The 22,764-nt window shown below is 53.1% G+C and carries 20 protein-coding genes and 1 pseudogene; 13 read left to right on the top strand and 8 right to left on the bottom strand.

Annotated elements, in window-relative coordinates; genetic code table 11:
- Positions 1-102 precede the first annotated feature (102 nt).
- The 4 genes from dnaK (at position 103) to nhaR (ending at position 5,552) form a co-directional block, all read left to right on the top strand.
- Complete coding sequence (gene dnaK, locus SK34_RS19440; RefSeq protein ID WP_003018959.1) at positions 103-2,025, top strand: molecular chaperone DnaK; 1,923 nt, start codon at positions 103-105, stop codon at positions 2,023-2,025.
- 85 nt (positions 2,026-2,110) lie between these two features.
- The gene (gene dnaJ, locus SK34_RS19435; protein ID WP_048233936.1) at positions 2,111-3,241 is read left to right on the top strand and encodes a molecular chaperone DnaJ; all 1,131 of its coding nucleotides are present in this window, start codon (positions 2,111-2,113) and stop codon (positions 3,239-3,241) included.
- 206 nt (positions 3,242-3,447) lie between these two features.
- Positions 3,448-4,614 carry a Na+/H+ antiporter NhaA gene (gene nhaA, locus SK34_RS19430; protein WP_003018952.1) on the top strand — a complete coding sequence of 389 codons (1,167 nt, stop codon included), beginning with the start codon at positions 3,448-3,450 and terminating at the stop codon, positions 4,612-4,614.
- Positions 4,615-4,652: 38 nt separating this feature from the next.
- Positions 4,653-5,552, top strand: coding sequence for a transcriptional activator NhaR (nhaR, locus tag SK34_RS19425; RefSeq protein ID WP_003837333.1), 900 nt, complete (start codon positions 4,653-4,655; stop codon positions 5,550-5,552).
- 49 nt (positions 5,553-5,601) lie between these two features.
- On the opposite strand, the gene SK34_RS19420 is transcribed toward nhaR, so the two are convergent.
- From SK34_RS19420 to rpsT, 3 genes are all read right to left on the bottom strand, one after another.
- Entirely contained in the window at positions 5,602-7,641 is a 2,040-nt protein-coding gene (locus SK34_RS19420) for a glycoside hydrolase family 31 protein (RefSeq protein ID WP_046670913.1), read from the bottom strand.
- 40 nt (positions 7,642-7,681) lie between these two features.
- Positions 7,682-9,055 (bottom strand): MFS transporter, encoded by a 1,374-nt coding sequence (locus SK34_RS19415; RefSeq protein WP_003837335.1) that lies wholly within the window; start codon positions 9,053-9,055, stop codon positions 7,682-7,684.
- Between the two features lie 462 nt (positions 9,056-9,517).
- A complete protein-coding gene (gene rpsT, locus SK34_RS19410) occupies positions 9,518-9,781 on the bottom strand; it encodes a 30S ribosomal protein S20 (protein ID WP_003018940.1) in 264 nt (87 codons plus the stop codon).
- Between the two features lie 117 nt (positions 9,782-9,898).
- Between rpsT and SK34_RS25020 the strand changes: the two are divergent.
- From SK34_RS25020 to SK34_RS19370, 9 genes and pseudogenes are all read left to right on the top strand, one after another.
- Positions 9,899-10,102, top strand: a pseudogene (locus SK34_RS25020) (DUF2575 domain-containing protein).
- Between the two features lie 7 nt (positions 10,103-10,109).
- The gene (gene ribF, locus SK34_RS19405) at positions 10,110-11,048 is read left to right on the top strand and encodes a bifunctional riboflavin kinase/FAD synthetase (protein WP_003837336.1); all 939 of its coding nucleotides are present in this window, start codon (positions 10,110-10,112) and stop codon (positions 11,046-11,048) included.
- 37 nt (positions 11,049-11,085) lie between these two features.
- The gene (gene ileS, locus SK34_RS19400; protein ID WP_016149528.1) at positions 11,086-13,902 is read left to right on the top strand and encodes an isoleucine--tRNA ligase; all 2,817 of its coding nucleotides are present in this window, start codon (positions 11,086-11,088) and stop codon (positions 13,900-13,902) included.
- On the top strand, positions 13,902-14,399 hold the full coding sequence (lspA, locus tag SK34_RS19395; protein WP_003018932.1) for a signal peptidase II: 498 nt from the start codon (positions 13,902-13,904) through the stop codon (positions 14,397-14,399). The genes ileS and lspA overlap by 1 nt, the downstream gene beginning before the upstream one ends.
- A gap of 117 nt (positions 14,400-14,516) precedes the next feature.
- The gene (gene fkpB, locus SK34_RS19390) at positions 14,517-14,966 is read left to right on the top strand and encodes an FKBP-type peptidyl-prolyl cis-trans isomerase (RefSeq protein WP_003018929.1); all 450 of its coding nucleotides are present in this window, start codon (positions 14,517-14,519) and stop codon (positions 14,964-14,966) included.
- Position 14,967: 1 nt separating this feature from the next.
- On the top strand, positions 14,968-15,918 hold the full coding sequence (ispH, locus tag SK34_RS19385; RefSeq protein WP_003837339.1) for a 4-hydroxy-3-methylbut-2-enyl diphosphate reductase: 951 nt from the start codon (positions 14,968-14,970) through the stop codon (positions 15,916-15,918).
- Between the two features lie 65 nt (positions 15,919-15,983).
- Positions 15,984-16,898: a ribonucleoside hydrolase RihC gene (rihC, locus tag SK34_RS19380; RefSeq protein WP_048233935.1), complete on the top strand. Its 915-nt coding sequence runs from the start codon at positions 15,984-15,986 to the stop codon at positions 16,896-16,898.
- Positions 16,899-16,995: 97 nt separating this feature from the next.
- Positions 16,996-17,559, top strand: coding sequence for a glucose-6-phosphate isomerase family protein (locus SK34_RS19375; protein ID WP_003837342.1), 564 nt, complete (start codon positions 16,996-16,998; stop codon positions 17,557-17,559).
- The gene (locus SK34_RS19370; protein WP_048233933.1) at positions 17,552-18,334 is read left to right on the top strand and encodes a glucose-6-phosphate isomerase family protein; all 783 of its coding nucleotides are present in this window, start codon (positions 17,552-17,554) and stop codon (positions 18,332-18,334) included. The genes SK34_RS19375 and SK34_RS19370 overlap by 8 nt, the downstream gene beginning before the upstream one ends.
- A gap of 40 nt (positions 18,335-18,374) precedes the next feature.
- On the opposite strand, the gene SK34_RS19365 is transcribed toward SK34_RS19370, so the two are convergent.
- The 5 genes from SK34_RS19365 to SK34_RS19345 are packed head-to-tail and all read right to left on the bottom strand — an operon-like array spanning position 18,375 to position 22,685.
- Positions 18,375-19,193, bottom strand: coding sequence for a PTS system mannose/fructose/sorbose family transporter subunit IID (locus SK34_RS19365; protein WP_003837346.1), 819 nt, complete (start codon positions 19,191-19,193; stop codon positions 18,375-18,377).
- The gene (locus tag SK34_RS19360) at positions 19,193-19,990 is read right to left on the bottom strand and encodes a PTS mannose/fructose/sorbose/N-acetylgalactosamine transporter subunit IIC (protein ID WP_003837348.1); all 798 of its coding nucleotides are present in this window, start codon (positions 19,988-19,990) and stop codon (positions 19,193-19,195) included. The genes SK34_RS19365 and SK34_RS19360 overlap by 1 nt, the downstream gene beginning before the upstream one ends.
- A gap of 10 nt (positions 19,991-20,000) precedes the next feature.
- Complete coding sequence (locus SK34_RS19355) at positions 20,001-20,495, bottom strand: PTS sugar transporter subunit IIB (RefSeq protein ID WP_003837349.1); 495 nt, start codon at positions 20,493-20,495, stop codon at positions 20,001-20,003.
- An 11-nt stretch (positions 20,496-20,506) separates the two neighbouring features.
- Positions 20,507-20,935 (bottom strand): PTS sugar transporter subunit IIA, encoded by a 429-nt coding sequence (locus SK34_RS19350; protein WP_003837351.1) that lies wholly within the window; start codon positions 20,933-20,935, stop codon positions 20,507-20,509.
- A gap of 4 nt (positions 20,936-20,939) precedes the next feature.
- Positions 20,940-22,685: a class I mannose-6-phosphate isomerase gene (locus SK34_RS19345; protein WP_048233932.1), complete on the bottom strand. Its 1,746-nt coding sequence runs from the start codon at positions 22,683-22,685 to the stop codon at positions 20,940-20,942.
- Between the last annotated feature and the right edge of the window lie 79 nt (positions 22,686-22,764).

Here is a 22,764-nt window from a genome sequence, read left to right as displayed (position 1 = left end):
GAGTCTGAAAAAAAACGATTCAGGGTAGTTGAAACCGCACGTTTCGCCCTTATTACAGATTCACAACCACATGATGACCGAATTTTTAGTGGAGACGTTTAGATGGGTAAAATTATTGGTATCGACCTGGGTACTACCAACTCTTGTGTAGCGATTATGGATGGCACTACTGCACGTGTGCTGGAGAACGCCGAGGGCGATCGCACCACGCCTTCTATCATTGCTTATACCCAGGATGGTGAAACTCTGGTTGGTCAGCCGGCTAAACGTCAGGCAGTGACAAACCCGCAAAACACCCTGTTTGCGATTAAACGCCTGATTGGCCGCCGCTTCCAGGACGAAGAAGTACAGCGTGATGAAGCCATCATGCCGTACAAAATCATCGGTGCTGACAACGGTGATGCATGGATTGACGTAAAAGGTCAGAAACTGGCACCGCCGCAGATTTCTGCTGAAGTGCTGAAAAAAATGAAGAAAACGGCTGAAGATTACCTGGGTGAGCCGGTAACTGAAGCAGTTATCACCGTACCTGCATACTTTAACGATGCTCAGCGTCAGGCAACTAAAGACGCCGGTCGTATCGCAGGTCTGGAAGTAAAACGTATCATCAACGAACCAACCGCAGCTGCGCTGGCTTACGGTCTGGATAAAGAAGTCGGCAACCGTACTATCGCGGTATATGACCTCGGTGGTGGTACTTTCGATATCTCTATTATCGAAATCGACGAAGTTGACGGCGAAAAAACCTTCGAAGTTCTGGCAACCAACGGTGATACCCACCTGGGTGGTGAAGACTTCGACAGCCGTATGATCAACTACCTGGTTGACGAGTTTAAGAAAGATCAGGGTATCGACCTGCGTAATGACCCGCTGGCGATGCAGCGTCTGAAAGAAGCCGCTGAGAAAGCGAAGATCGAGCTGTCTTCCGCTCAGCAGACCGACGTGAACCTGCCGTACATCACTGCAGACGCGACCGGTCCGAAACACATGAACATCAAAGTGACCCGTGCGAAACTGGAAAGCCTGGTTGAAGACCTGGTTAACCGTTCTATCGAGCCGCTGAAAGTTGCTCTGCAGGATGCTGGCCTGTCCGTATCTGATATCAACGACGTTATCCTCGTTGGTGGTCAGACGCGTATGCCGATGGTGCAGAAGAAAGTCGCTGAGTTCTTCGGTAAAGAACCGCGTAAAGACGTTAACCCGGACGAAGCCGTAGCAATCGGTGCTGCTGTTCAGGGTGGTGTATTGACCGGTGATGTTAAAGACGTGCTGCTGCTGGACGTTACCCCGCTGTCTCTGGGTATCGAAACCATGGGTGGCGTAATGACTCCGCTGATCGCGAAAAACACCACTATCCCGACCAAGCACAGCCAGGTGTTCTCTACCGCTGAAGACAACCAGTCTGCGGTAACCATCCATGTGCTGCAGGGTGAACGTAAACGTGCTGCTGATAACAAAGATCTGGGTCAGTTTAACCTGGATGGTATCAGCCCGGCTCCGCGCGGTATGCCGCAGATCGAAGTTACTTTTGACATCGATGCCGACGGTATCCTGCACGTTTCCGCGAAAGACAAAAACAGCGGTAAAGAGCAGAAGATCACCATCAAGGCTTCTTCTGGTCTGAACGAAGAAGAAATTCAGAAAATGGTTCGCGAAGCAGAAGCGAACGCAGAATCTGACCGTAAGTTTGAAGAGCTGGTTCAGACCCGTAACCAGGGTGACCATCTGCTGCACAGCACTCGCAAGCAGGTTGAAGAAGCAGGCGACAAACTGCCGGCTGACGACAAAACTGCCATCGAGTCTGCACTGACCGCGCTGGAAACTTCTCTGAAAGGTGAAGACAAAGCGGATATCGAAGCGAAAATGCAGGCGCTGGCACAGGTTTCCCAGAAACTGATGGAAATCGCTCAGCAGCAGCACGCACAGCAACAGGCTGGTGCAGCAGGCGCTGATGCTTCTGCAAATAACGCGAAAGATGACGACGTTGTCGACGCCGAGTTTGAAGAAGTGAAAGACAAAAAATAATCGCCCTTTGAACGGGTAATTACTGGCACGGGCGAAGAGGTTTCCTCTCCGCCCGTGCACGCATGTTAGGGGCAGATAAAAAGAGATGGCTAAGCAAGACTATTACGAGATTTTAGGCGTTTCCAAATCAGCGGAAGAGCGTGAAATCAAAAAGGCCTACAAGCGCCTGGCCATGAAATATCACCCGGACCGCAACCAGGGTGATAAAGAGGCCGAAGCCAAGTTTAAAGAGATCAAAGAAGCGTACGAGATCCTGACCGATGCGCAAAAACGTGCGGCCTACGATCAGTACGGTCATGCTGCGTTTGAGCAAGGCGGCATGGGCGGCGGCGGTTTTGGCGGCGGGGCTGACTTCAGCGATATCTTTGGTGACGTGTTTGGCGATATCTTTGGCGGCGGTCGTGGTCGTCAGCGCGCCTCACGTGGTGCTGATTTACGTTACAACATGGATCTCACTCTGGAAGAAGCCGTGCGTGGCGTCACCAAAGAGATCCGTATTCCGACTCTGGAAGAGTGTGACGTCTGCCACGGTAGCGGCGCGAAGGCGGGCACTCAGCCGCAGACCTGTCCAACCTGTCACGGTTCTGGTCAGGTACAGATGCGTCAGGGCTTTTTTGCCGTACAGCAGACCTGTCCACACTGTCAGGGCCGCGGTACGCTGATCAAAGATCCGTGCAACAAATGCCACGGGCATGGTCGCGTTGAGAAGAGCAAAACGCTGTCTGTTAAAATCCCGGCTGGGGTTGATACCGGCGACCGTATCCGTTTGTCTGGTGAAGGCGAAGCCGGTGAGCATGGCGCGCCAGCAGGTGATTTGTACGTTCAGGTGCAGGTAAAACAACACCCAATTTTCGAACGTGAAGGCAATAACCTCTACTGCGAAGTGCCGATTAACTTTGCGATGGCTGCTCTGGGCGGCGAGATTGAAGTCCCGACGCTGGACGGTCGCGTGAAGCTAAAAATTCCGGGCGAAACGCAAACTGGCAAACTTTTCCGCATGCGTGGAAAGGGCGTCAAGTCTGTACGCGGTGGCGCTCAGGGAGACCTGCTGTGCCGCGTGGTAGTGGAAACCCCGGTTGGCCTGAACGACAAGCAGAAGCAACTGCTGAAAGATTTGCAGGACAGCTTTGGCGGCCCGACGGGTGAACAAAACAGTCCGCGCTCCAAAAGTTTCTTCGACGGTGTGAAGAAGTTCTTTGACGATCTGACTCGCTAATTCGCCGTTTTATCTCGAATAAAAAGCCTGGGACTGAAAAGCCTCAGGCTTTTTTATTTCTGTTTTCCGCTTGGAAAATCTTTATCGACTTTATCTGAATAGATCGTAAAAACCGATCTATCAATCACAAATAATCTAATTTTAACGAGCTTTTTGAGGGTGTAAGATAGTATTTACGAAGTATTCACCCAATAGAGAGAATAAAAGTGAAACATCTGCATCGTTTTTTTAGTAGTGACGCCTCGGGGGGCATCATTCTGATCATCGCTGCCGTGGTCGCTATGCTGATGGCAAACATCGGGGTAACCAGTGGATGGTACCACGCCTTTTTGGAAACGCCCGTTCAACTGCGGGTTGGCGCGCTTGAGATCAACAAAAATATGCTGCTGTGGATCAACGACGCGTTGATGGCGGTGTTCTTCCTGTTGATTGGTCTGGAGGTGAAGCGTGAGTTGATGCAAGGCTCGCTGGCCAGCCTGCGTCAGGCAGCATTTCCGATCATTGCCGCTATCGGGGGCATGATTGTCCCGGCGCTGCTGTACCTGGCATTCAACTATGCCGATCCCATCACCCGTGAAGGGTGGGCGATCCCGGCGGCAACGGACATCGCTTTTGCGTTAGGTGTGCTGGCGTTGTTGGGCAGCCGCGTTCCGCTGGCGTTGAAAATATTCCTGATGGCGCTGGCGATTATTGATGACCTCGGCGCTATCGTAATCATCGCACTGTTCTACACCAGCGATCTCTCGCTGCTGTCGCTGGGCGTTGCCGCGTGTGCGATCCTCGTTCTGGCGGCCTTGAATCTGTGTGGTGTGAGACGTACCGGGATTTATATTCTGGTGGGCGTGGTGCTATGGACTGCGGTACTGAAGTCCGGCGTGCATGCGACGCTGGCTGGCGTGATCGTCGGTTTCTTCATTCCGTTAAAGGAAAAACACGGGCGTTCACCGGCGAAGCGACTGGAGCATGTTCTGCATCCATGGGTGGCATACCTGATCCTGCCACTGTTTGCCTTCGCCAACGCGGGCGTTTCACTGCAGGGCGTTACTATTGATGGACTGACCTCGGTGTTACCGCTGGGGATCATTGCCGGCCTGTTGATCGGCAAACCGCTGGGTATCAGCCTGTTTTGCTGGCTGGCGTTACGCCTTAAGGTGGCGCAATTGCCAGAGGGAACGAATTTCCAGCAGATTATGGCGGTCGGCATTCTATGCGGCATTGGCTTTACGATGTCGATTTTTATCGCCAGCCTGGCGTTTGGGAACGTCGATCCTGAGCTGATTAACTGGGCGAAACTGGGGATCCTGATCGGTTCCTTGCTGTCGGCGGTAATAGGTTACTGCTGGTTACGCACCCGGTTGAACGCGTCAGCCTGACGGGATAACCCTTTTGTGACAATTTTCAGGGAGTGAGTATGTCTCATATAAACTACAACCACCTGTACTACTTTTGGCATGTCTATAAAGAAGGTTCGGTGGTTGGCGCTGCAGAAGCGCTTTATCTGACGCCGCAAACCATTACCGGACAGATTAAAGCGCTTGAGGAACGTTTGCAGGGAAAGCTGTTCAAGCGCAAGGGGCGTGGACTGGAGCCTAGTGAGTTAGGCGAATTGGTTTTTCGTTATGCGGATAAGATGTTCACCTTAAGCCAGGAAATGCTGGATATCGTGAACTACCGCAAAGAGTCTAATTTACTGTTTGATGTCGGCGTGGCGGATGCGCTATCGAAGCAGCTGGTCAGTAGCGTGCTTGATGCCGCTGTGGTTGAAGATGAACAAATCCATCTGCGTTGTTTTGAGTCAACACATGAGATGCTGTTGGATCAACTCAGTCAGCATAAGCTGGATATGATTATCTCCGACTGCCCGATCGACTCTACGCAGCAGGAAGGGCTGTTCTCAGTGCGGATAGGCGAATGCAGCGTGAGTTTTTGGTGCACCAAACCGTTGCCTGAAAAACCCTTCCCGGCCTGCCTTGAGGAGCGTCGATTACTGATCCCTGGACGTCGTTCAATGCTCGGTCGTAAGCTGCTGAATTGGATCAACTCACAAGGATTGAATGTCGAAATCCTCGGCGAGTTTGATGACGCTGCGCTGATGAAAGCGTTTGGCGCAACGCATAATGCCATTTTCGTTGCACCTACGCTGTATTCACACAATTTCTATGCCGATGATTCTATTGTTGAAATTGGACGCGTAGAGAATGTGATGGAGGAGTATCACGCCATATTTGCTGAAAGGATGATCCAGCATCCGGCGGTGCAGCGTATTTGCAATACGGACTACTCAGCACTGTTCAAGTCGCCACAGGTCTAAACGCCTTCATGTTGCCGGCTGCGGTGTACTAACCGCAGCCGGACTGTGACTACAGTTTCAACATATTACGATACTGCCCGCCTTCGCGGATAAATACCGGAATTCTGTTCAGGGGAGCGTCATAGCGCAGCGTTTGTCCTCCCTGATAGCTCTCGCCGGTTGCAAGATCCGTCCATGTTTCACCTTCCGGTAGCCAAACGTCACGCTCGCGCATACCTTCAAGCATGACGGGCGCAACCAGCAGGTCGGGGCCAAAACAGTACTGGTCGGTAATCTCCCAACTCCTTGTCTGTTCTGGGAATTCAAAAAACAGGGTGCGCATAACCGGGGCATTGCGTTCGTGTGTTTCCGCCATCACCGCTTTGATGTACGGCCTTAACTTTTCTCGCAACGTCAGACAGCCGGTCAACACTTCGCACACCTCTTCACCATAGCTCCACACTTCGTTTGCCGCCCCGGTCGGACACTGGGCAATACCGTCACGGTAAGGATGTTCTGGTAAAATCTGCGGATCGCGGTTGCCGTGCAGGCGCATCACTGGGCTAAACACGCCCCACTGGAACCAGCGAATCAGCAACTCATGAAAGTGTGGGTCGTGAATATTGCCGCCATGAAAGCCGCCAATATCTGTTGTCCACCACGGGATACCTGCAATACCCATGTTCATCCCGGCGGCAAACTGATTGCGCAGAGAACGAAACGATGAGTGGATATCACCTGACCAGACCAGCGCGCCGTATTTCTGACTTCCGGCCCAGGCGCAGCGTAGCAGGTTGATCACCTGGTCTTCGCCATCGGCTTTCATGCCGTCAAAAAAGGTTTTGGCGTACATTCGCGGGTAGATATTGCCCACTTCCAGCACCGGTCCGGCGTGGTAGCGATAATTATCGTAGTCGTAAACGCTGAACTCCGGCTCGGCTTCGTCTAGCCAGAAGAGCTTCACGCCTTTATCGTAATAGTTGCGTTTTGCTTTACCCCATACGTAGTCGCGAGCGTCGGGATGGGTGGCATCAAAGAAAGTGGTATTGCCGAGGAAATCCATATTAATTGGCAATCCGCGCTCTGTTTGCACCAGCCAGCCGTTTTCGCGCATCTCCCGATAGCTCTCGGTTCGGCTATCCACAGTTGGCCAGACGGAGACCATTAGCTCAATACCCAGCGATTTTAGCTCGGCGATCATGGCATCGGGATCGGGCCAGTCCCGCGAGTCGAACATCCAGTCCCCCTGATTTGGCCAGTGGAAGAAATCGATCACGATTACCGAGATGGGGAGATTGCGCCGTTTGTACTCGCGGGCGACGGCGAGCAACTCCTCCTGAGTGCGATAACGTAACTTGCACTGCCAGAAGCCCATGGCGTAATCCGGCATCATCGGCGGCGTGCCCGTGGCGAGCGCATACGCCCGGCTAATTTCTGCCGGGGTATCGCCAGCGGTGATCCAGTAGTCCAGCTGCTCGCTGATTTGAGCTTCCCACTCGGTCACGTTGTGGGCGAATGTCACGCGGCCGACCGCCGGATTGTTCCATAAAAATCCGTAGCCCAGGCTTGAGAGCATAAAGGGCACCGAGGCCTGAGAGTTGCGTTGGGCCAGTTCGAGCACGCATCCTTTGAGATCCAGATTGGCCTGCTGATATTGGCCCATCCCGTAAATTTTTTCCCCTTCGGTGGCTTCGAAGCGGGCTTTAAGTGAATATTTCCCACCCTGAATAGGGCGGAATTCGCGTCCCTCAAGGTTGAGTGCGCTGACGTACTGGCCGTGAGAAGATTCATCCTCGCCAATTTCGCCCCGCAGGCGCCAGAACTCCTGCAACAGGGGTTTGTGTGGATGACGGTAAAAGGTAACTTGTCCTTTTTGATTGACGATAGCGATAATTTTGCCGTTGGTCAGTGTCGCCTGGTGGTGTTCATAATCGATGTGGCAGTGGCTTTCTGCGACTGGCTCAGTCAATGCCCAGTCTTCATTTCTCATTACCGGCAGATGACGACCACTGCGTACGCGCAGGCTGTTCTCGCCCCAGGGTTCAATCCACAAATAGCGATCGTTTTGCTGCCAGACCAGACGACGCGGGTCATGTTGCACAAATGGCATGGTGGTGCCTCCCATATTTTGAGGGTAAAGATTAAGAAAGTTATTGGGTGATGGTTTCCAGATCGTGGCGAATCGTCTCTTCCATTGCTTCGTACTTACGGAAGAAAAGTAGCGGGATCGCCGCGAGTGCGAAGAGTAGGGCGGGCGCCCAGATAAAGGCCCAGGTAATGCCTTCCAGGCCCGCAGCGCTTTGGGCATGGTTCGGGACATAGCCAAAACTGTTCATGATCCAGGCGGCGAAAGCGGTACCCAGACCACTGCCCATCTTGATGCAGAAAGTACTGCCGAAGGCGATAAGAATGCCCGTGGCCTTGATGCCCGTTTTCCAGGCACCGAAGTCGACGGCAAAGCCCAACATGGCAAACGGCATTGAGCAGGCGATTCCGCTACCGATATTGCCGAGCACCCAGGCCGCGATGAGGAAAGGTATGTTGTCCGCCGCCAGCCACATCAAGACGCCGCCGAACGTGGCGACCAGCAAGCCTCCTACCCATATCCAGGTTTTAGCCAGGAATTTGCTAAAGAAAGGGATGGCGATGATGAACAGGATCTGAATCGTCGCCAGACTGTTAATCAGCGGAACCAGGTCTTTGCGATCGAGGTTGTAGGTCAGATAATAAACAATGGTTGTGGACCGCTGTTGCAGGGCAATCCAGAAGATCAGATTGGCCAGCACCATCAGGATCCATGGCCAGTTACCTTTCATTGCCGTGAAACTTTTTTTCATCGGCAGTTTGGGTTCTTGCTGTATTTTATCCGCATCCATTTCGCGGATATTTTTAAAGGCGAAAAGCGTTAGCGAACAGGATATCGCAGCAAACAGAATTGCCGTGTAAATAAATCCGGCATGATCATTTCCGTTGCCTAAAAATGCAACCAGGGGTAATGCTGTGGCATTCATTAATAAAACCCCAATTTGTCCCCCGGTCATTCTCCAGGAATTTAATACCAGCCGTTCCTTAGGGGACAGAGTCATTAGAGGTAATATTGCGCTGAGCGGTGTATTGAGTCCGGTAAATAAAATGCTGGCAATCATGTAGGATATTGCTGCATATATGGCTTTTCCTGTCATGCTGATATCTGGAGACCAAAATGACAGCGCGCTGAATACACCAAAAGGCAGCGGCAGCCATAAGAACCAGGGACGACATTTACCGTAACGTGAACGTGTTTTATCGATAATGATCCCCCAGATTGGGGCATCTATACCATCTACGATACGCGCCAACAGCAGGATGACACCTGCTACGGCGAGACTAATACCCGCAACGTCAGTGTAGAAATATAAGATGTAGGTTGAGCCGAAACAGTACAGTAGATTACCTGCCACATCCAAAGAGCCGTAGCTAATACGCTGTAGTAAAGATAATGATGCTGACCCGCAAGACTGGGTATCCTCAATAACAGAACTCATAATAATAACTCCGATATTGGTGCGATACGCCCAGAAAAACAACTTTTACTTTCCAAGCAAGTTTTAAATATTATTTTTTATGTCGTTACTGAATTTAACCTCAGATTAAAATGAGTGAGTAAGGTGTACATGGAAAGTAGTTGACCCTACCGCAGCAATCAATTATCAAATCTTACATCAGGATTGCGTTTATTCGTTTTTGAATGAGCGATGTTTCTATTTGCTAAGGTGGTCACAGTTTTTTAATAATGAAATAAAAAAAGGAAAACAGTGAAAGAAAATAACTTTCAAGTATTACGCGACGCGACTAACTAAGGGAGGGATAGCTGAAAAAACAGGCTGGTCAGGAAGAGCGTGGGCGAGTGAGAACAACATCAGTGGTTGAAGAGAAAAACGCCAGATAGCAGGCATAAAAAAACCCGCTTTCGCGGGTTTTTTCACAAAGCGTCAACAAGCAGGCGATTAAGCCAGTTTGTTGATCTGTGCAGTCAGGTTTGCTTTATGACGTGCAGCTTTGTTTTTGTGGATCAGACCTTTAGCAGCCTGACGGTCCACGATTGGTTGCATTTCGTTAAATGCTTTCAGTGCAGTAGCTTTGTCGCCAGCTTCGATAGCTGCGTATACTTTCTTGATGAAAGTACGCATCATAGAGCGACGGCTAGCGTTGTGCTTGCGGGCCTTTTCAGACTGAACGGCGCGCTTCTTAGCTGATTTGATATTAGCCAAGGTCCAACTCCCAAATGTGTTCTATATGGACAATTCAAAGGCCGAGGAATATGCCCTTTTAGCCTTCTTTTGTCAATGGATTTGTGCAAATAAGCGCCGTTTAAATTCCAGCACTCGTTGCGTAGTGATGGCGCAGGATTCTACCAGCTTGCGTGGCGTGAATACAGCTTTTCGACGAGAAAAATTGCATTGGTGTGCCCGTGAAGGGCGTCAATTTGTTTCATAACAATGAAAACCATCCTCTTTCTGTTTCGTAGAAACAATCGCCGGTTAACCTTGACCGCGGTACAGGGTATACTTTCACGATTTTCACTGTTTTGAGCCAGACATGAAGCTGATACGAGGCATACATAATCTCAGCCAGGCCCCGCATGGGTGTGTGCTGACTATTGGTAATTTCGACGGTGTGCACCGTGGCCACCGTGCATTGCTGCAAGGCTTACGGGAAGAAGGGCGCAAACGCAATTTACCGGTGGTGGTAATGATTTTCGAGCCACAGCCGCTGGAACTGTTTGCGACGGACAAGTCACCTGCGCGCCTTACCCGCCTGCGGGAAAAACTGCGTTATCTGGCCGAATGCGGTGTGGACTACGTGCTGTGTGTGCGTTTTGACAGGCGTTTCGCCGCATTAACGGCGCAGACCTTCATCAGCGACCTGCTGGTGAAGCGCCTTGGTGTACAATTTCTTGCCGTTGGCGATGATTTCCGCTTTGGCGCTAGCCGTGCGGGCGATTTCTTGTTATTACAGGAAGCGGGCGCTGAGTATGGTTTTGATATCACCAGCACCCAAACCTTCTGTGAAGGCGGTGTGCGTATCAGCAGCACCGCAGTACGTCAGGCGCTGGCCGAAGATAACCTGCAACTGGCCGAAAGCCTGCTTGGGCATCCTTTTACTATCTCAGGACGCGTCGTTCACGGTGATGAGTTAGGGCGCACCATCGGTTTTCCGACGGCAAACTTACCGCTTCGTCGTCAGGTTTCTCCGGTGAAAGGTGTTTATGCGGTTGAAGTGATGGGACTGGGTGACAAACCGTTGCCCGGCGTCGCCAACATCGGCACCCGCCCGACGGTAGCAGGCGTACGCCAGCAGTTGGAAGTGCATCTATTGGACGTTGTAATGGACCTGTATGGTCGCCATATAGATGTAGTACTGCGTAAAAAAATACGCAGCGAACAGCGATTTGCCTCGCTGGATGAACTAAAAGCGCAGATTGCGCGTGATGAGTTGACTGCCCGTGAATTTTTTGGGCTAACAAAACCGGCTTAATGCCTATACGAGTTTTAAATACGGAACCGAGAATCTGATGAGTGACTATAAATCAACCCTGAATTTGCCGGAAACAGGGTTCCCGATGCGCGGCGATCTCGCCAAGCGCGAACCGGGAATGCTGGCGCGTTGGACTGATGATGACCTGTACGGCATCATTCGTGCGGCCAAAAAAGGCAAAAAAACCTTCATTCTGCATGATGGCCCTCCTTATGCGAATGGCAGCATTCATATTGGTCACTCGGTTAATAAGATTCTGAAAGACATTATCGTGAAGTCCAAAGGACTCACGGGCTATGACTCGCCGTACGTTCCGGGCTGGGACTGCCACGGTCTGCCGATCGAGCTGAAAGTAGAGCAGGAATACGGCAAGCCGGGCGAGAAGTTCACCGCTGCTGAGTTCCGCGCCAAGTGCCGTGAATACGCAGCGACCCAGGTTGATGGTCAGCGTAAAGACTTTATCCGTCTTGGCGTACTGGGCGACTGGTCGCATCCGTACCTGACCATGGACTTCAAAACTGAAGCCAACATCATTCGTGCGCTGGGTAAAATCATCGGCAACGGTCACCTGCACAAAGGTGCGAAGCCGGTACACTGGTGCGTTGACTGCCGTTCCGCGCTGGCGGAAGCGGAAGTTGAGTATTATGACAAAACCTCCCCGTCCATCGACGTGGCGTTCCACGCTGCCGATCAGGATGCGGTGAAAGCGAAGTTTGGCGTTTCTGACGTCAACGGCCCGATCTCTCTGGTTATTTGGACCACTACCCCGTGGACGTTACCGGCGAACCGCGCAATCTCTCTGGCACCTGATTTTGACTATGCGCTGGTGCAGATTGACGGCCAGGCTGTGATTCTGGCGAAAGATCTGGTTGAAAGCGTCATGCAGCGTATTGGCGCGGCTGAATACACCATTCTCGGCACCGTGAAAGGCGCTGAGCTGGAACTGCTGCGCTTTACCCATCCGTTTATGGGCTTTGACGTGCCGGCTATCCTTGGCGATCACGTTACGCTGGACGCGGGTACCGGTGCGGTCCATACCGCTGGCGGTCACGGTCCGGATGACTACGTCATCAGCCAGAAATACGGTCTGGAAATCGCTAACCCGGTTGGCCCGGACGGCGCATACCTGGCGGGTACCTATCCGGATCTGGACGGTGTAAACGTTTTTAAAGCCAACGACAAAATCGTTGCGCTGCTGAGCGAAAAAGGCGCGCTGCTGCACGTTGAGAAGATGCAGCACAGCTACCCATGCTGCTGGCGTCACAAGTCACCGATCATCTTCCGTGCGACCCCGCAGTGGTTCGTCAGCATGGATCAGAAAGGTCTGCGCGCGCAGTCGCTGAAAGAGATCAAAGGCGTACAGTGGATCCCGGACTGGGGCCAGGCGCGTATTGAATCGATGGTTGCCAACCGTCCTGACTGGTGTATCTCCCGTCAGCGTACGTGGGGTGTGCCGATGTCTCTGTTTGTTCACAAAGACACCGAAGAGCTGCATCCGCGCGCTATCGAACTGATGGAAGAAGTGGCTAAACGCGTTGAAGTTGACGGCATCCAGGCGTGGTGGGATCTCGATCCGAAAGATATCCTCGGCGACGAAGCTGACCAGTATGTCAAAGTCCCGGATACGCTGGACGTGTGGTTCGACTCCGGTTCAACCCACTCATCCGTCGTGGATGTGCGTCCTGAGTTTGCGGGCCATGCGGCAGATATGTATCTGGAAGGTTCTGACCAGCACCGTGGCTGGTTCATGTCTTCCTTGATGATCTCCACCGCCATGAAAGGCAAAGCACCTTATCGCCAGGTACTGACCCACGGTTTCACCGTTGATGGTCAGGGCCGTAAGATGTCCAAATCTATCGGTAACACCGTTTCTCCGCAGGACGTGATGAACAAACTGGGCGCGGATATTCTGCGTCTGTGGGTTGCTTCTACCGACTATACTGGCGAAATGGCCGTTTCTGACGAAATCCTGAAACGTGCTGCCGACAGCTATCGTCGTATCCGTAACACCGCGCGCTTCCTGCTGGCGAACCTGAACGGGTTCGATCCGGTTAAAGACATGGTGAAACCGGAAGAGATGGTGGTGCTGGATCGTTGGGCGGTAGGTTGTGCGCAAGCGGCGCAGGACGAAATCCTGAAAGCCTATGAAGCCTATGACTTCCACGAAGTGGTACAGCGCCTGATGCGCTTCTGCTCCGTAGAAATGGGTTCGTTCTACCTCGACATCATCAAAGACCGTCAGTACACCGCGAAAGCGGACAGCGTGGCGCGTCGTAGCTGCCAGACTGCGCTGTTCCATATTGCAGAAGCGCTGGTTCGTTGGATGGCGCCGATCATGTCCTTCACCGCCGATGAAATCTGGGGCTACCTGCCGGGCGATCGTGAGAAGTACGTCTTTACCGGTGAATGGTACGAAGGTCTGTTTGGCTTAGGTGAAACCGAAGCGATGAACGATGCATACTGGGACGAGCTGCTGAAAGTGCGCGGCGAAGTGAACAAGGTTATCGAGCAGGCGCGTGCGGATAAGAAAGTCGGCGGTTCTCTGGAAGCGGCAGTGACCCTGTACGCTGAACCTGAGCTGGCGGCGAAACTGACCGCGCTGGGCGAAGAGTTGCGTTTTGTACTGCTGACCTCTGGTGCGACGGTTGCGGATTATGCGGCTGCTCCTGCTGATGCTCAGCAGAGCGAACTGCTCAAAGGTCTGAAAATCGTACTGAGCAAAGCCGAAGGTGAGAAATGCCCGCGCTGCTGGCATTACACTACCGACGTCGGTCAGGTGGCGGAACATGCAGATATCTGCGGACGCTGTGTCAGCAACATCGCCGGTGATGGCGAACAACGTAAGTTTGCCTGATGAGTAAGCCTCTTTGTTCAACAGGACTACGCTGGCTGTGGCTGGTGGTAGTCGTGCTGATTATCGATTTAGGCAGCAAGTACCTGATCCTCCAGAACTTTGCTCTGGGGGATACGGTGTCGCTGTTTCCGTCGCTTAATCTGCACTACGCGCGTAACTATGGTGCGGCGTTTAGCTTCTTAGCTGACAGCGGCGGCTGGCAACGTTGGTTCTTTGCCGGTATCGCCATCGGTATTTGCGTCATCCTTATGGTGATGATGTATCGCTCGAAGGCGACGCAGAAGCTGAACAACATCGCGTATGCGTTAATCATTGGCGGTGCGCTGGGCAACTTGTTTGACCGCCTGTGGCACGGTTTCGTGGTTGATATGATTGACTTTTACGTCGGCGACTGGCATTTCGCGACCTTCAATCTGGCCGATACAGCTATCTGTATCGGGGCGGCATTGATTGTTCTCGAAGGCTTCCTGCCGTCGAAAGAGAAAAAAGCCGCATAAAAAAATGCCGGATGGCGCTATGCTAATCCGGCCTACAATTTACTGCGATCCTTGTAGGCCCGGTAAGCGTAGCGCCACCGGGCAGACAGGCGGCAGCAATTTTAAAGAGCAACCTGCATGTCTAAATCAGTACAGAGTAACAGTGCGGTGCTGGTGCACTTCACCCTTAAGCTCGACGATGGCTCCACCGCAGAGTCAACCCGCAATAACGGCAAGCCTGCGCTGTTTCGCCTGGGCGACGGTTCTCTGTCTGAAGGACTGGAGCAACACCTGCTGGGGCTAAAAGAAGGCGATAAAACCACCTTTGCTCTGGAGCCGGATGCCGCCTTTGGCGTATCAAGTCCGGACTTAATTCAGTATTTCTCGCGTCGGGAATTTATGGACGCGGGCGAGCCAGAAATTGGCGCTATCATGCTCTTTACCGCAATGGACGGCAGTGAGATGCCTGGCGTGATCCGTGAAATCAACGGTGACTCGATCACGGTTGATTTCAACCATCCGCTGGCTGGGCATACCGTTCATTTTGATATTGAAGTGCTGGAAGTCGAACCGGCACTGGAGGCGTAAAATGCAGATCCTGTTGGCCAACCCGCGCGGTTTTTGCGCTGGCGTAGACCGCGCTATCAGCATTGTCGAAAACGCGTTGGCTATTTACGGCGCACCGATTTATGTCCGTCATGAAGTGGTACATAACCGTTATGTGGTGGATAGCCTGCGCGAGCGCGGCGCTATTTTTATCGAGCAAATCAGCGAAGTGCCGGATGGCGCGATCCTGATTTTCTCCGCTCATGGCGTGTCTCAGGCGGTGCGTAACGAAGCCAAAGGCCGCGACCTCACGGTTTTTGATGCAACCTGTCCGCTAGTCACGAAAGTGCATATGGAAGTTGCCCGCGCCAGCCGTCGTGGCGAAGAATCCATTCTGATTGGTCACGCCGGACACCCGGAAGTCGAAGGCACGATGGGCCAGTACAGCAACCCGCAAGGCGGAATGTATCTGGTTGAATCACCAGATGATGTGCTGAAACTGAATGTGAAAAATGAAGGCAAATTATCCTTCATGACGCAGACCACGCTCTCCGTTGACGATACTTCTGACGTTATTGATGCTTTGCGTCAACGCTTCCCGAAAATTGTCGGACCGCGTAAAGACGATATCTGTTATGCCACCACCAACCGTCAGGAAGCGGTTCGCGCGCTGGCGGAACTGGCTGATGTTGTGCTGGTGGTCGGCTCGAAGAACTCCTCTAACTCCAACCGTCTGGCTGAACTGGCACAGCGAATGGGGAAAGCGGCGTATTTGATTGACGATGCGACCGACATCCAGGAAGCGTGGGTGAAAGAGGCGAAGTGCGTAGGCGTGACGGCCGGAGCCTCGGCGCCGGATATCCTGGTGCAAAACGTGATTGCTCGCCTGCAGGAGCTTGGCGGTGGGGAAGCTATTCCGCTGGAAGGCCGCGAAGAGAACATCGTTTTCGAAGTGCCGAAAGAGCTGCGTGTGGATGTTCGTGAAGTAGAGTAAGTCTTTCCGGTTACGATTATGAGAAGATGCCAGACTTAACGTCTGGCATTTTTTATGGAGAAACCATGCGCTTACCGATCATTCTTGATACCGATCCCGGCATTGATGATGCCGCCGCCATTGCCGCCGCGCTGTTTGCCCCTGAGCTGGATCTGCAACTGATGACCACGGTAGCAGGCAATGTGTCGGTGGAAAAAACCACCCGTAATGCGTTGCAACTGCTGCACTTCTGGAATGCGGATGTTCCACTGGCGCAGGGAGCATCGATGCCGCTGGTGCGGCCGCTGCGTGATGCCGCTTCCGTGCACGGCGAGTCCGGTATGGAAGGGTATGAATTTGTCGAACACGACCGCCAGGCGATGGCAAAACCCGCCTTCCAGGCGATTCGCGATGCGCTGATGCATGCCCCGCAGCCCGTGACGCTGGTGGCAATTGGCCCGCTGACCAACATTGCGCTGCTGCTGACCCATTATCCTGAATGCGTATTCAACATTCACCGTCTGGTGATTATGGGCGGCTCTGCCGGGCGCGGGAACTTCACACCCAACGCCGAGTTTAATATTGCTATCGATCCCGAGGCTGCCGCAAAAGTCTTCCAGAGCGGGCTGGATATTGTGATGTGTGGGCTGGATGTTACTAACCAGGCCATGCTCGCCCCGGACTATCTGGCGACGCTCCCCCAGCTTAACCAGACGGGAAAAATGCTGTACGCGCTGTTTAGCCATTACCGTAGCGGCAGTATGAATACGGGGCTGCGAATGCACGATCTGTGTGCCATTGCCTGGCTGGTGCGCCCGGAACTGTTTACCCTGCAGTCGTGTTTCGTGGCGGTTGAAACCCAGGGCGAATATACCTCAGGTACGACGGTGGTGGATATCGAAGGACGTCTGGGGCATCCAGCAAATGCGCAGGTTGCGCTGGGTCTGAACGTTGAAGGTTTCCAGCAGTGGGTGGCAGAGGTGCTTGCACTGGCCCCTTGAGGCTGTGATCCGGCCCGCAATATGCAGACAGAATTAGCAGGTTAATCGATTAATCTGCTAATCTGATCCTGTTGTTCTCCTCGGGCCGGAGACACATATGAACCTTTCTTTTATCCAGCCACCGCAGGTGGCGTGGGCAAGCGGCGCTTTGGCCGATGGCCCGTTATTGCGCAAATCTACCCGTATTCAGGATCTTACTGACGTTTTTGCCGATGAAAACGCCCGTCAGCAATTGGCTGGTGAGCAGGTCGTGTATGACGTTGAGATGCTGGATACGTCTTCCGCTGAAGGTGAACTCTACACCGGCGTTACCCATCTTTATCCTGGCCGGGTCGGCTGCGAGTATTTTATGACCCGCGGGCATTTCCATGAGCGCCGCGAACAGGGGGAAGTCTATTTCGGTCTGCGTGGCGCTGGTTTGCTGCTGTTGCAAACCGAACAGGGCGACACGAGGCTGGAAAAGGTATTCGCCGGATCCATCCACATTATCCCCGGCTTTACCGCGCACCGGTTAATCAACACCGGGGAAGAGGTACTGTCGGCGCTCGCCGTATGGCCGGGGATTGCGGGTCATGATTATGCGGCGCTCGCCAGGGGCTTCAGAATAAGAGTCTTTGAGGAAAATAATCGGGTTCAGGCGAAGGAGGTACAGAATGGCTGACTTAGCGCATTCTTACGGCCTCGATATGACGGTTCATCATCGCCCGCTTGGCTTTAGCTATGGGGATGAGGTTACCGGGCCGATGCCGGAAATTCGTCAACTCGATGACATCCGCGCCTCGCTGCGCGATCCGCACTGTGAAGGGCCGCAAGAGGTGTATGCCATTGCGATGGATGTGGCGCGAATGCAGGATCGCGAAGAGTTGAAAAAGCGGATGCTGTTATTTGGCGTGGTGACTTATGCGGCGGGACGACTGGGGGAAGAGCCGGTGCGTAGTCAGGGACATATTCATCGTATCAGTCAGCACAGCGGCTGGTCCCCGCCGGAGCTTTACGAAATCTGGCAGGGAAAAGCGATAATCTATATGCAGGAGTATGTTGAGGATGACCCTGGTCGCTGTTTTGCTGTAATTGCCGGACCCGGTGAGAAAGTGTTGGTACCACCTGGCTGGGGGCATGCGACCATATCCGCAGATCCGGATGTCCCGTTAACCTTTGGTGCGTGGTGCGATCGTGAATATGGTTTTGAGTACGACGCCGTGCGTGCGCATAAAGGGTTGGCGTGGTACCCGTTACTGCAGGGAAACAACGTTATCTGGCAGCATAATCCGCGTTACATTCCCGGACGATTGCAGGCCGTAACGCCCCGACAATATACGGAGTTCTCAATTAGTTCTGCACCTGTTTACCAGCAGTTCATCGAGGACCCGGCGCGCTTTCAATTTATCTCACGCCCGGACAAATATCCCGAGCTGTGGCAAAACTTTCACCCATAAAGAGCCGGGGCATAGCCCCGGTTGTATCGTTTTCTGTGTATTACCCCGCAAACAGGCCCGTGGCGACGCCAAGCGCCGCCAGGACCAGCAGCAATACCATCGCTTTCACTGGCGACACACCACGCTTGGCCATCAGATACCAGGTGCCAAGTACCACTATCAGCGGCAGTAACTGCGGGAAGATACCGTCCAGCATTTGTTGAACATGGATATTCACCCCATCTTTGGTAATAAATTCCAGCCCGGTACCAAGCTTAACGTAACTTGCCGCCACGCCCCCCATGACAAACACGCCCAGCAGCGATAATGCTTCACGCAGACGGGCAGACTTGCTACTCACCAGCATTTCCACCGAGCCGGAACCCATCTTGTAGCCTTTCAGGAACAGGAACCACGAGCCGGGAATTATGATAGCCAGCCAGGCAACGGTATAAAACAGCGGCCCCAGAATATTACCGCCGGCCGCCAGGGCCATGCCGATGCTGAGCAGGATAGGGATCAACATGCCGGGGATCATTGAATCGCCGATCCCGGCAATAGGGCCCATCAGACCAACCTTCAAGGTATTGATGGTCTCGCCATCGATCGGCTCACCGTTCGCTTTTTTCTCTTCCAGCCCCAGCACCATGCCATTTACGATCGCGCCTATCTGGGGTTCCGTATTATAAAACGAGGCGTGGCGGCGCAGCATCTCTGTACGTTGGGTTGCGTCGGGATAGAGCTTTTTCGCCACCGGGAGCATACTCAGGCAAAAGCCAAAAGACTCCAGACGCTCAAAGCTCATCGATGACAAGTTGTGCATCATCCATGCGCGCCAGCAGCGGCGAAGATCTTTACGCGTAAGTGTACGTTCTTCCATCAGAATTCATCCTCATCATCATCTACCGACTTTGCAGTCGCGGCCTGCGGCGGTTCCGGTTTGTAGTTGTAATGGATCAACGCCAGCAGCGAACCGACGATCACCAGCGCGACCATGTTGAGTTTTAAAAAGACGATGCAGACAAAACCGACGAGGAAGTAGATCAGCATGGTGTAGTTTTTGATGATCTGCTTGAGCAAAATCGCGATCCCGACTGCAGGTAAAATGCCGCCCAGTACGTTCATCGTCGACAGAACAATTTTCGGCAAACTGTCCATAAAGCCGCTGATGTATTGTGCCCCGAAGTAAACCGCAATAAAGGTCGGTACAAAACGCAGGACAAAGTTTGTCACCTGTGGCCAGATGGCGCTGTTCAGGTAAATGCCGCGTTCGTCGCCCCGTTCCAGCGCCACATCTGCCCGGTGATTCCAGAAGGAGTTCAGTACCATCATCGCGTTAAACAAAATGGTTCCGGCTATACCGATAGTTGCCGCCAGCGCGACCGCGACCTCGGGGCCTTTTCCGGAAAGGATCCCTAAAGCAATTGCCGGGTAAGCCACAAAGTTGAGGTCGGCGGGCATCGAACCGCCGGGTGTAACCATCGCGATATACACCGCCTGAACCGCGACGCCAATCATGATCCCGGTTTTAATGTCGCCGAGGATAATCCCGACCAGCATTCCGGAAATCAGCGGGCGGGTGATCAGGTACCAGCCGCCGGTCAGTCCCAGCAACCAGGGGCTGCTAAGGGCGCCGAGATAGCAAAGTATGCCAATCAACGTAGCTTCGATAATCATCGTGCGCTCCTTATTTCAGCTTCTGACGTGCGTCCTGCCAGCTGTAGCAACTGGCATCAGGCACCAGGCGAAACTCAACCAGGTGGCCATGCTGTGTCAGCCAGTCAAAGGCGGCAATTTCATCCCCGTTGACCGACTGATTCGGGCCGATGGTGGTGGTATCAGCACGAGCACTCATTGGACCCACATTAATCTTGCCGTTGGCATTTTTCAGGCTGATACCAGCTTCTTCAATGCGTTTGAGCGTCACGGGGGATTTGCCAATGACGAAATAACGTTTCTCGCTGGCAATGACTTTCGGCAGTTTTTCAATTGCGGTGGCCGTATCAAACAACCAGACTTTGGTGTCCTGCACAGCACCTTTCATCACCGAAGAGAGCAGAGGGTCGGCCGCGACGGCGTCGTCTATAGCGACAATTCCGTCACAGGGCAGCTCTTTGGCCCAACGTGTCACGAGCTGCCCATGGATTACGCGGTCATCGATACGTACAAAAGAAATACTCATAGTGGTTTCCTTTAAAAATCGTCGGACTGAACGGATAAAACCGGGACGGCTTTAATCAGCGTGGGTACCGTCAACGCCAACAGCTCGACGGCTGCGGCATGAACGTCCGTTAAATGGCAGATCTCTTCGCTTTGTAACAACATTGGGAAATTGACTCCCGCTACCACGGCAACAGGAGGAACCGTTTGTGCAGAAAACGCATGATGGCAGGCGACATTCCAGGGGGTACCGCTTTGCATGTCACACAGCACCAGAACGCCGTCAGCGCCTTTCCCGGCTCTGGCGAGGACCTGAGAAAACGTCTGCTTAAACCCTTCGATACCTGCCTGTTCACTCAGCGTGACGGGATAAACATGCGGTAATTCTCCGTAAACCATACGACCGCTGGCGAGAAGCGCTTCCGCCAGGGGACCATGGGTGGCAACAATAACGTTAATCATGCGCTTATCCTCTGACCCAGGCTTTAATCGTGGCAAGCTGTTGACCGATGCCTTTGCCAAACGGCGAAATGCGATACTCTCCAACGGCGGCTGGGATGATAAAGGTCTCTGCATAGTTGACGACAAACGGGGCAAACGCGCCGCTCGGGCTTTCGACAACGGCCTGAGCTCCTTCGACAAGGTTAAGGACGTTTACGCTGCCATGGGTATGGTGAGTGACCGGTGCCGTAAACCAGTGGCGACGCGTTTCGATAAATTCGCGTTCGTGCATCCCGGTTCTTTCTTCTCGCCAACCTTCTCCTTCAGCGATGGGGTCAATACGGTTGACCAGATTGTCGTGTACCCATTGCGTGTCACGCTGCCAGTCAATAACCTGTTGGCCGTGATCCAGATGCACCGGACGCGGTAAGCCGTCTAATCCTAAGCGACCCCAGTCCCACAGTTTGAAGGTGAAAATATACGGCGTTGCGCTGATCTCCAGCACCATGGTGCCTGCTCCTGAACAGTGGACGGTTCCTGCGGGGATCAGGAAGTGATCGTGTTTATGCGCAGGGATCTGGTTCACGAATCGTTCATCATCAAACGTTTTTTCACCACGCCCCGCTGCCCGGAGATCGTCGAGCATATCTTGCGGCGCGATCCCGGTTTTGGTGCCGAGATACACCACGGCGTCCGGCTCGGCTTCGAGGATGTAATAGCTCTCATCCTGGGTATAGTGCATGCCAAACTGCTGCTGAATGTATTCGGTAAGCGGATGAACCTGAAAGCTCAAATTCTGGCCACCAATAGTGTCAAGAAAGTCAAAACGGATCGGGAATTCCGCGCCAAAGCGCGCATGGACTTTTTCGCCCAGCAGTGGGCGGGGACAGGTCAGCACCAGATCCTGAGAGGGGATCTCGATCCGCACGTTGCCAAAACGCAGTAACAGGCTGTTTTCCTCGGGCACGCAATCAAAACACCACGCGTAATTGGGGGCTGAGGGATCGAGATCGAAGCGTTGTTTCATCCATTGCCCGCCCCAGACGCCAGGGTCAAAGAAAGGGGCAACGCGAAACGGTTGTTGGGTGGTTTGTTGCAGACCGGCGCGTAGCGCGTCGCCGCTGACCATCGCGGGACTATTTTTTACCGTGGTATCGAGCAAATAATCGGCACGTTTGAGTAACGGCGTTTTGTGTTTGTCGAAGACCCGCCATTCAATGAAAAAAGCACGTTTGTAACGACGAAGAATATCTTCATCCTGGTTTTTTGCCCCCCAGTTACCCAGCCCGTCATGGCGCATGCGCTGCTGAATTTCCCAGCGCGGAAGGTCAGCATAAACCAGCACGTCACCCGGGTGTGCCAATGCAGCGCCAGAGCCGTATACCACGACCAACCCTTCACTAATGGCATCAATCTGTTGGCGGAGCTGGCTGAGTTTGTCGCTATCAAAAAATTCATCCAGGTGATGACAGGAAAGCACGCCGAATACGCGATCGTCGGTCAGGTTACGCGCCAGTAAATCATGCAGGGCCTGCTCATCGCAGCGGGCGGATTCAATATTCAGCACCAGTGCGGCATCTAATGTCGTAACGAGCTGTTGCTCCAGCTCGTCAAGCCGCACGCCCGGATAGCAATCCACGATCAATACGGTTTTGGCTGCGCCAGATACTTTGGTGTTAATCACTGAATGGATCGACGACCAACCCTGCCAGGCGTGGTTGTCATAGCCCTGAATGCTAACCTCAGGGAATTTATTATAGGTTGTACGCATTTTCTGTCTCCGTGTTGGCTTATTTAAGATTAATCGATTAACCTTATTTTCATAGTGTGGTTAACGCGATTAACCCGCC

This window comes from Citrobacter sp. MGH104 (assembly GCF_001034485.1).
Classification (GTDB): Bacteria; Pseudomonadota; Gammaproteobacteria; order Enterobacterales; family Enterobacteriaceae; genus Citrobacter; species Citrobacter freundii.
Note: the sequence above shows the minus strand (reverse complement) of the source record. Positions and strands in the feature narration are given on the sequence as shown.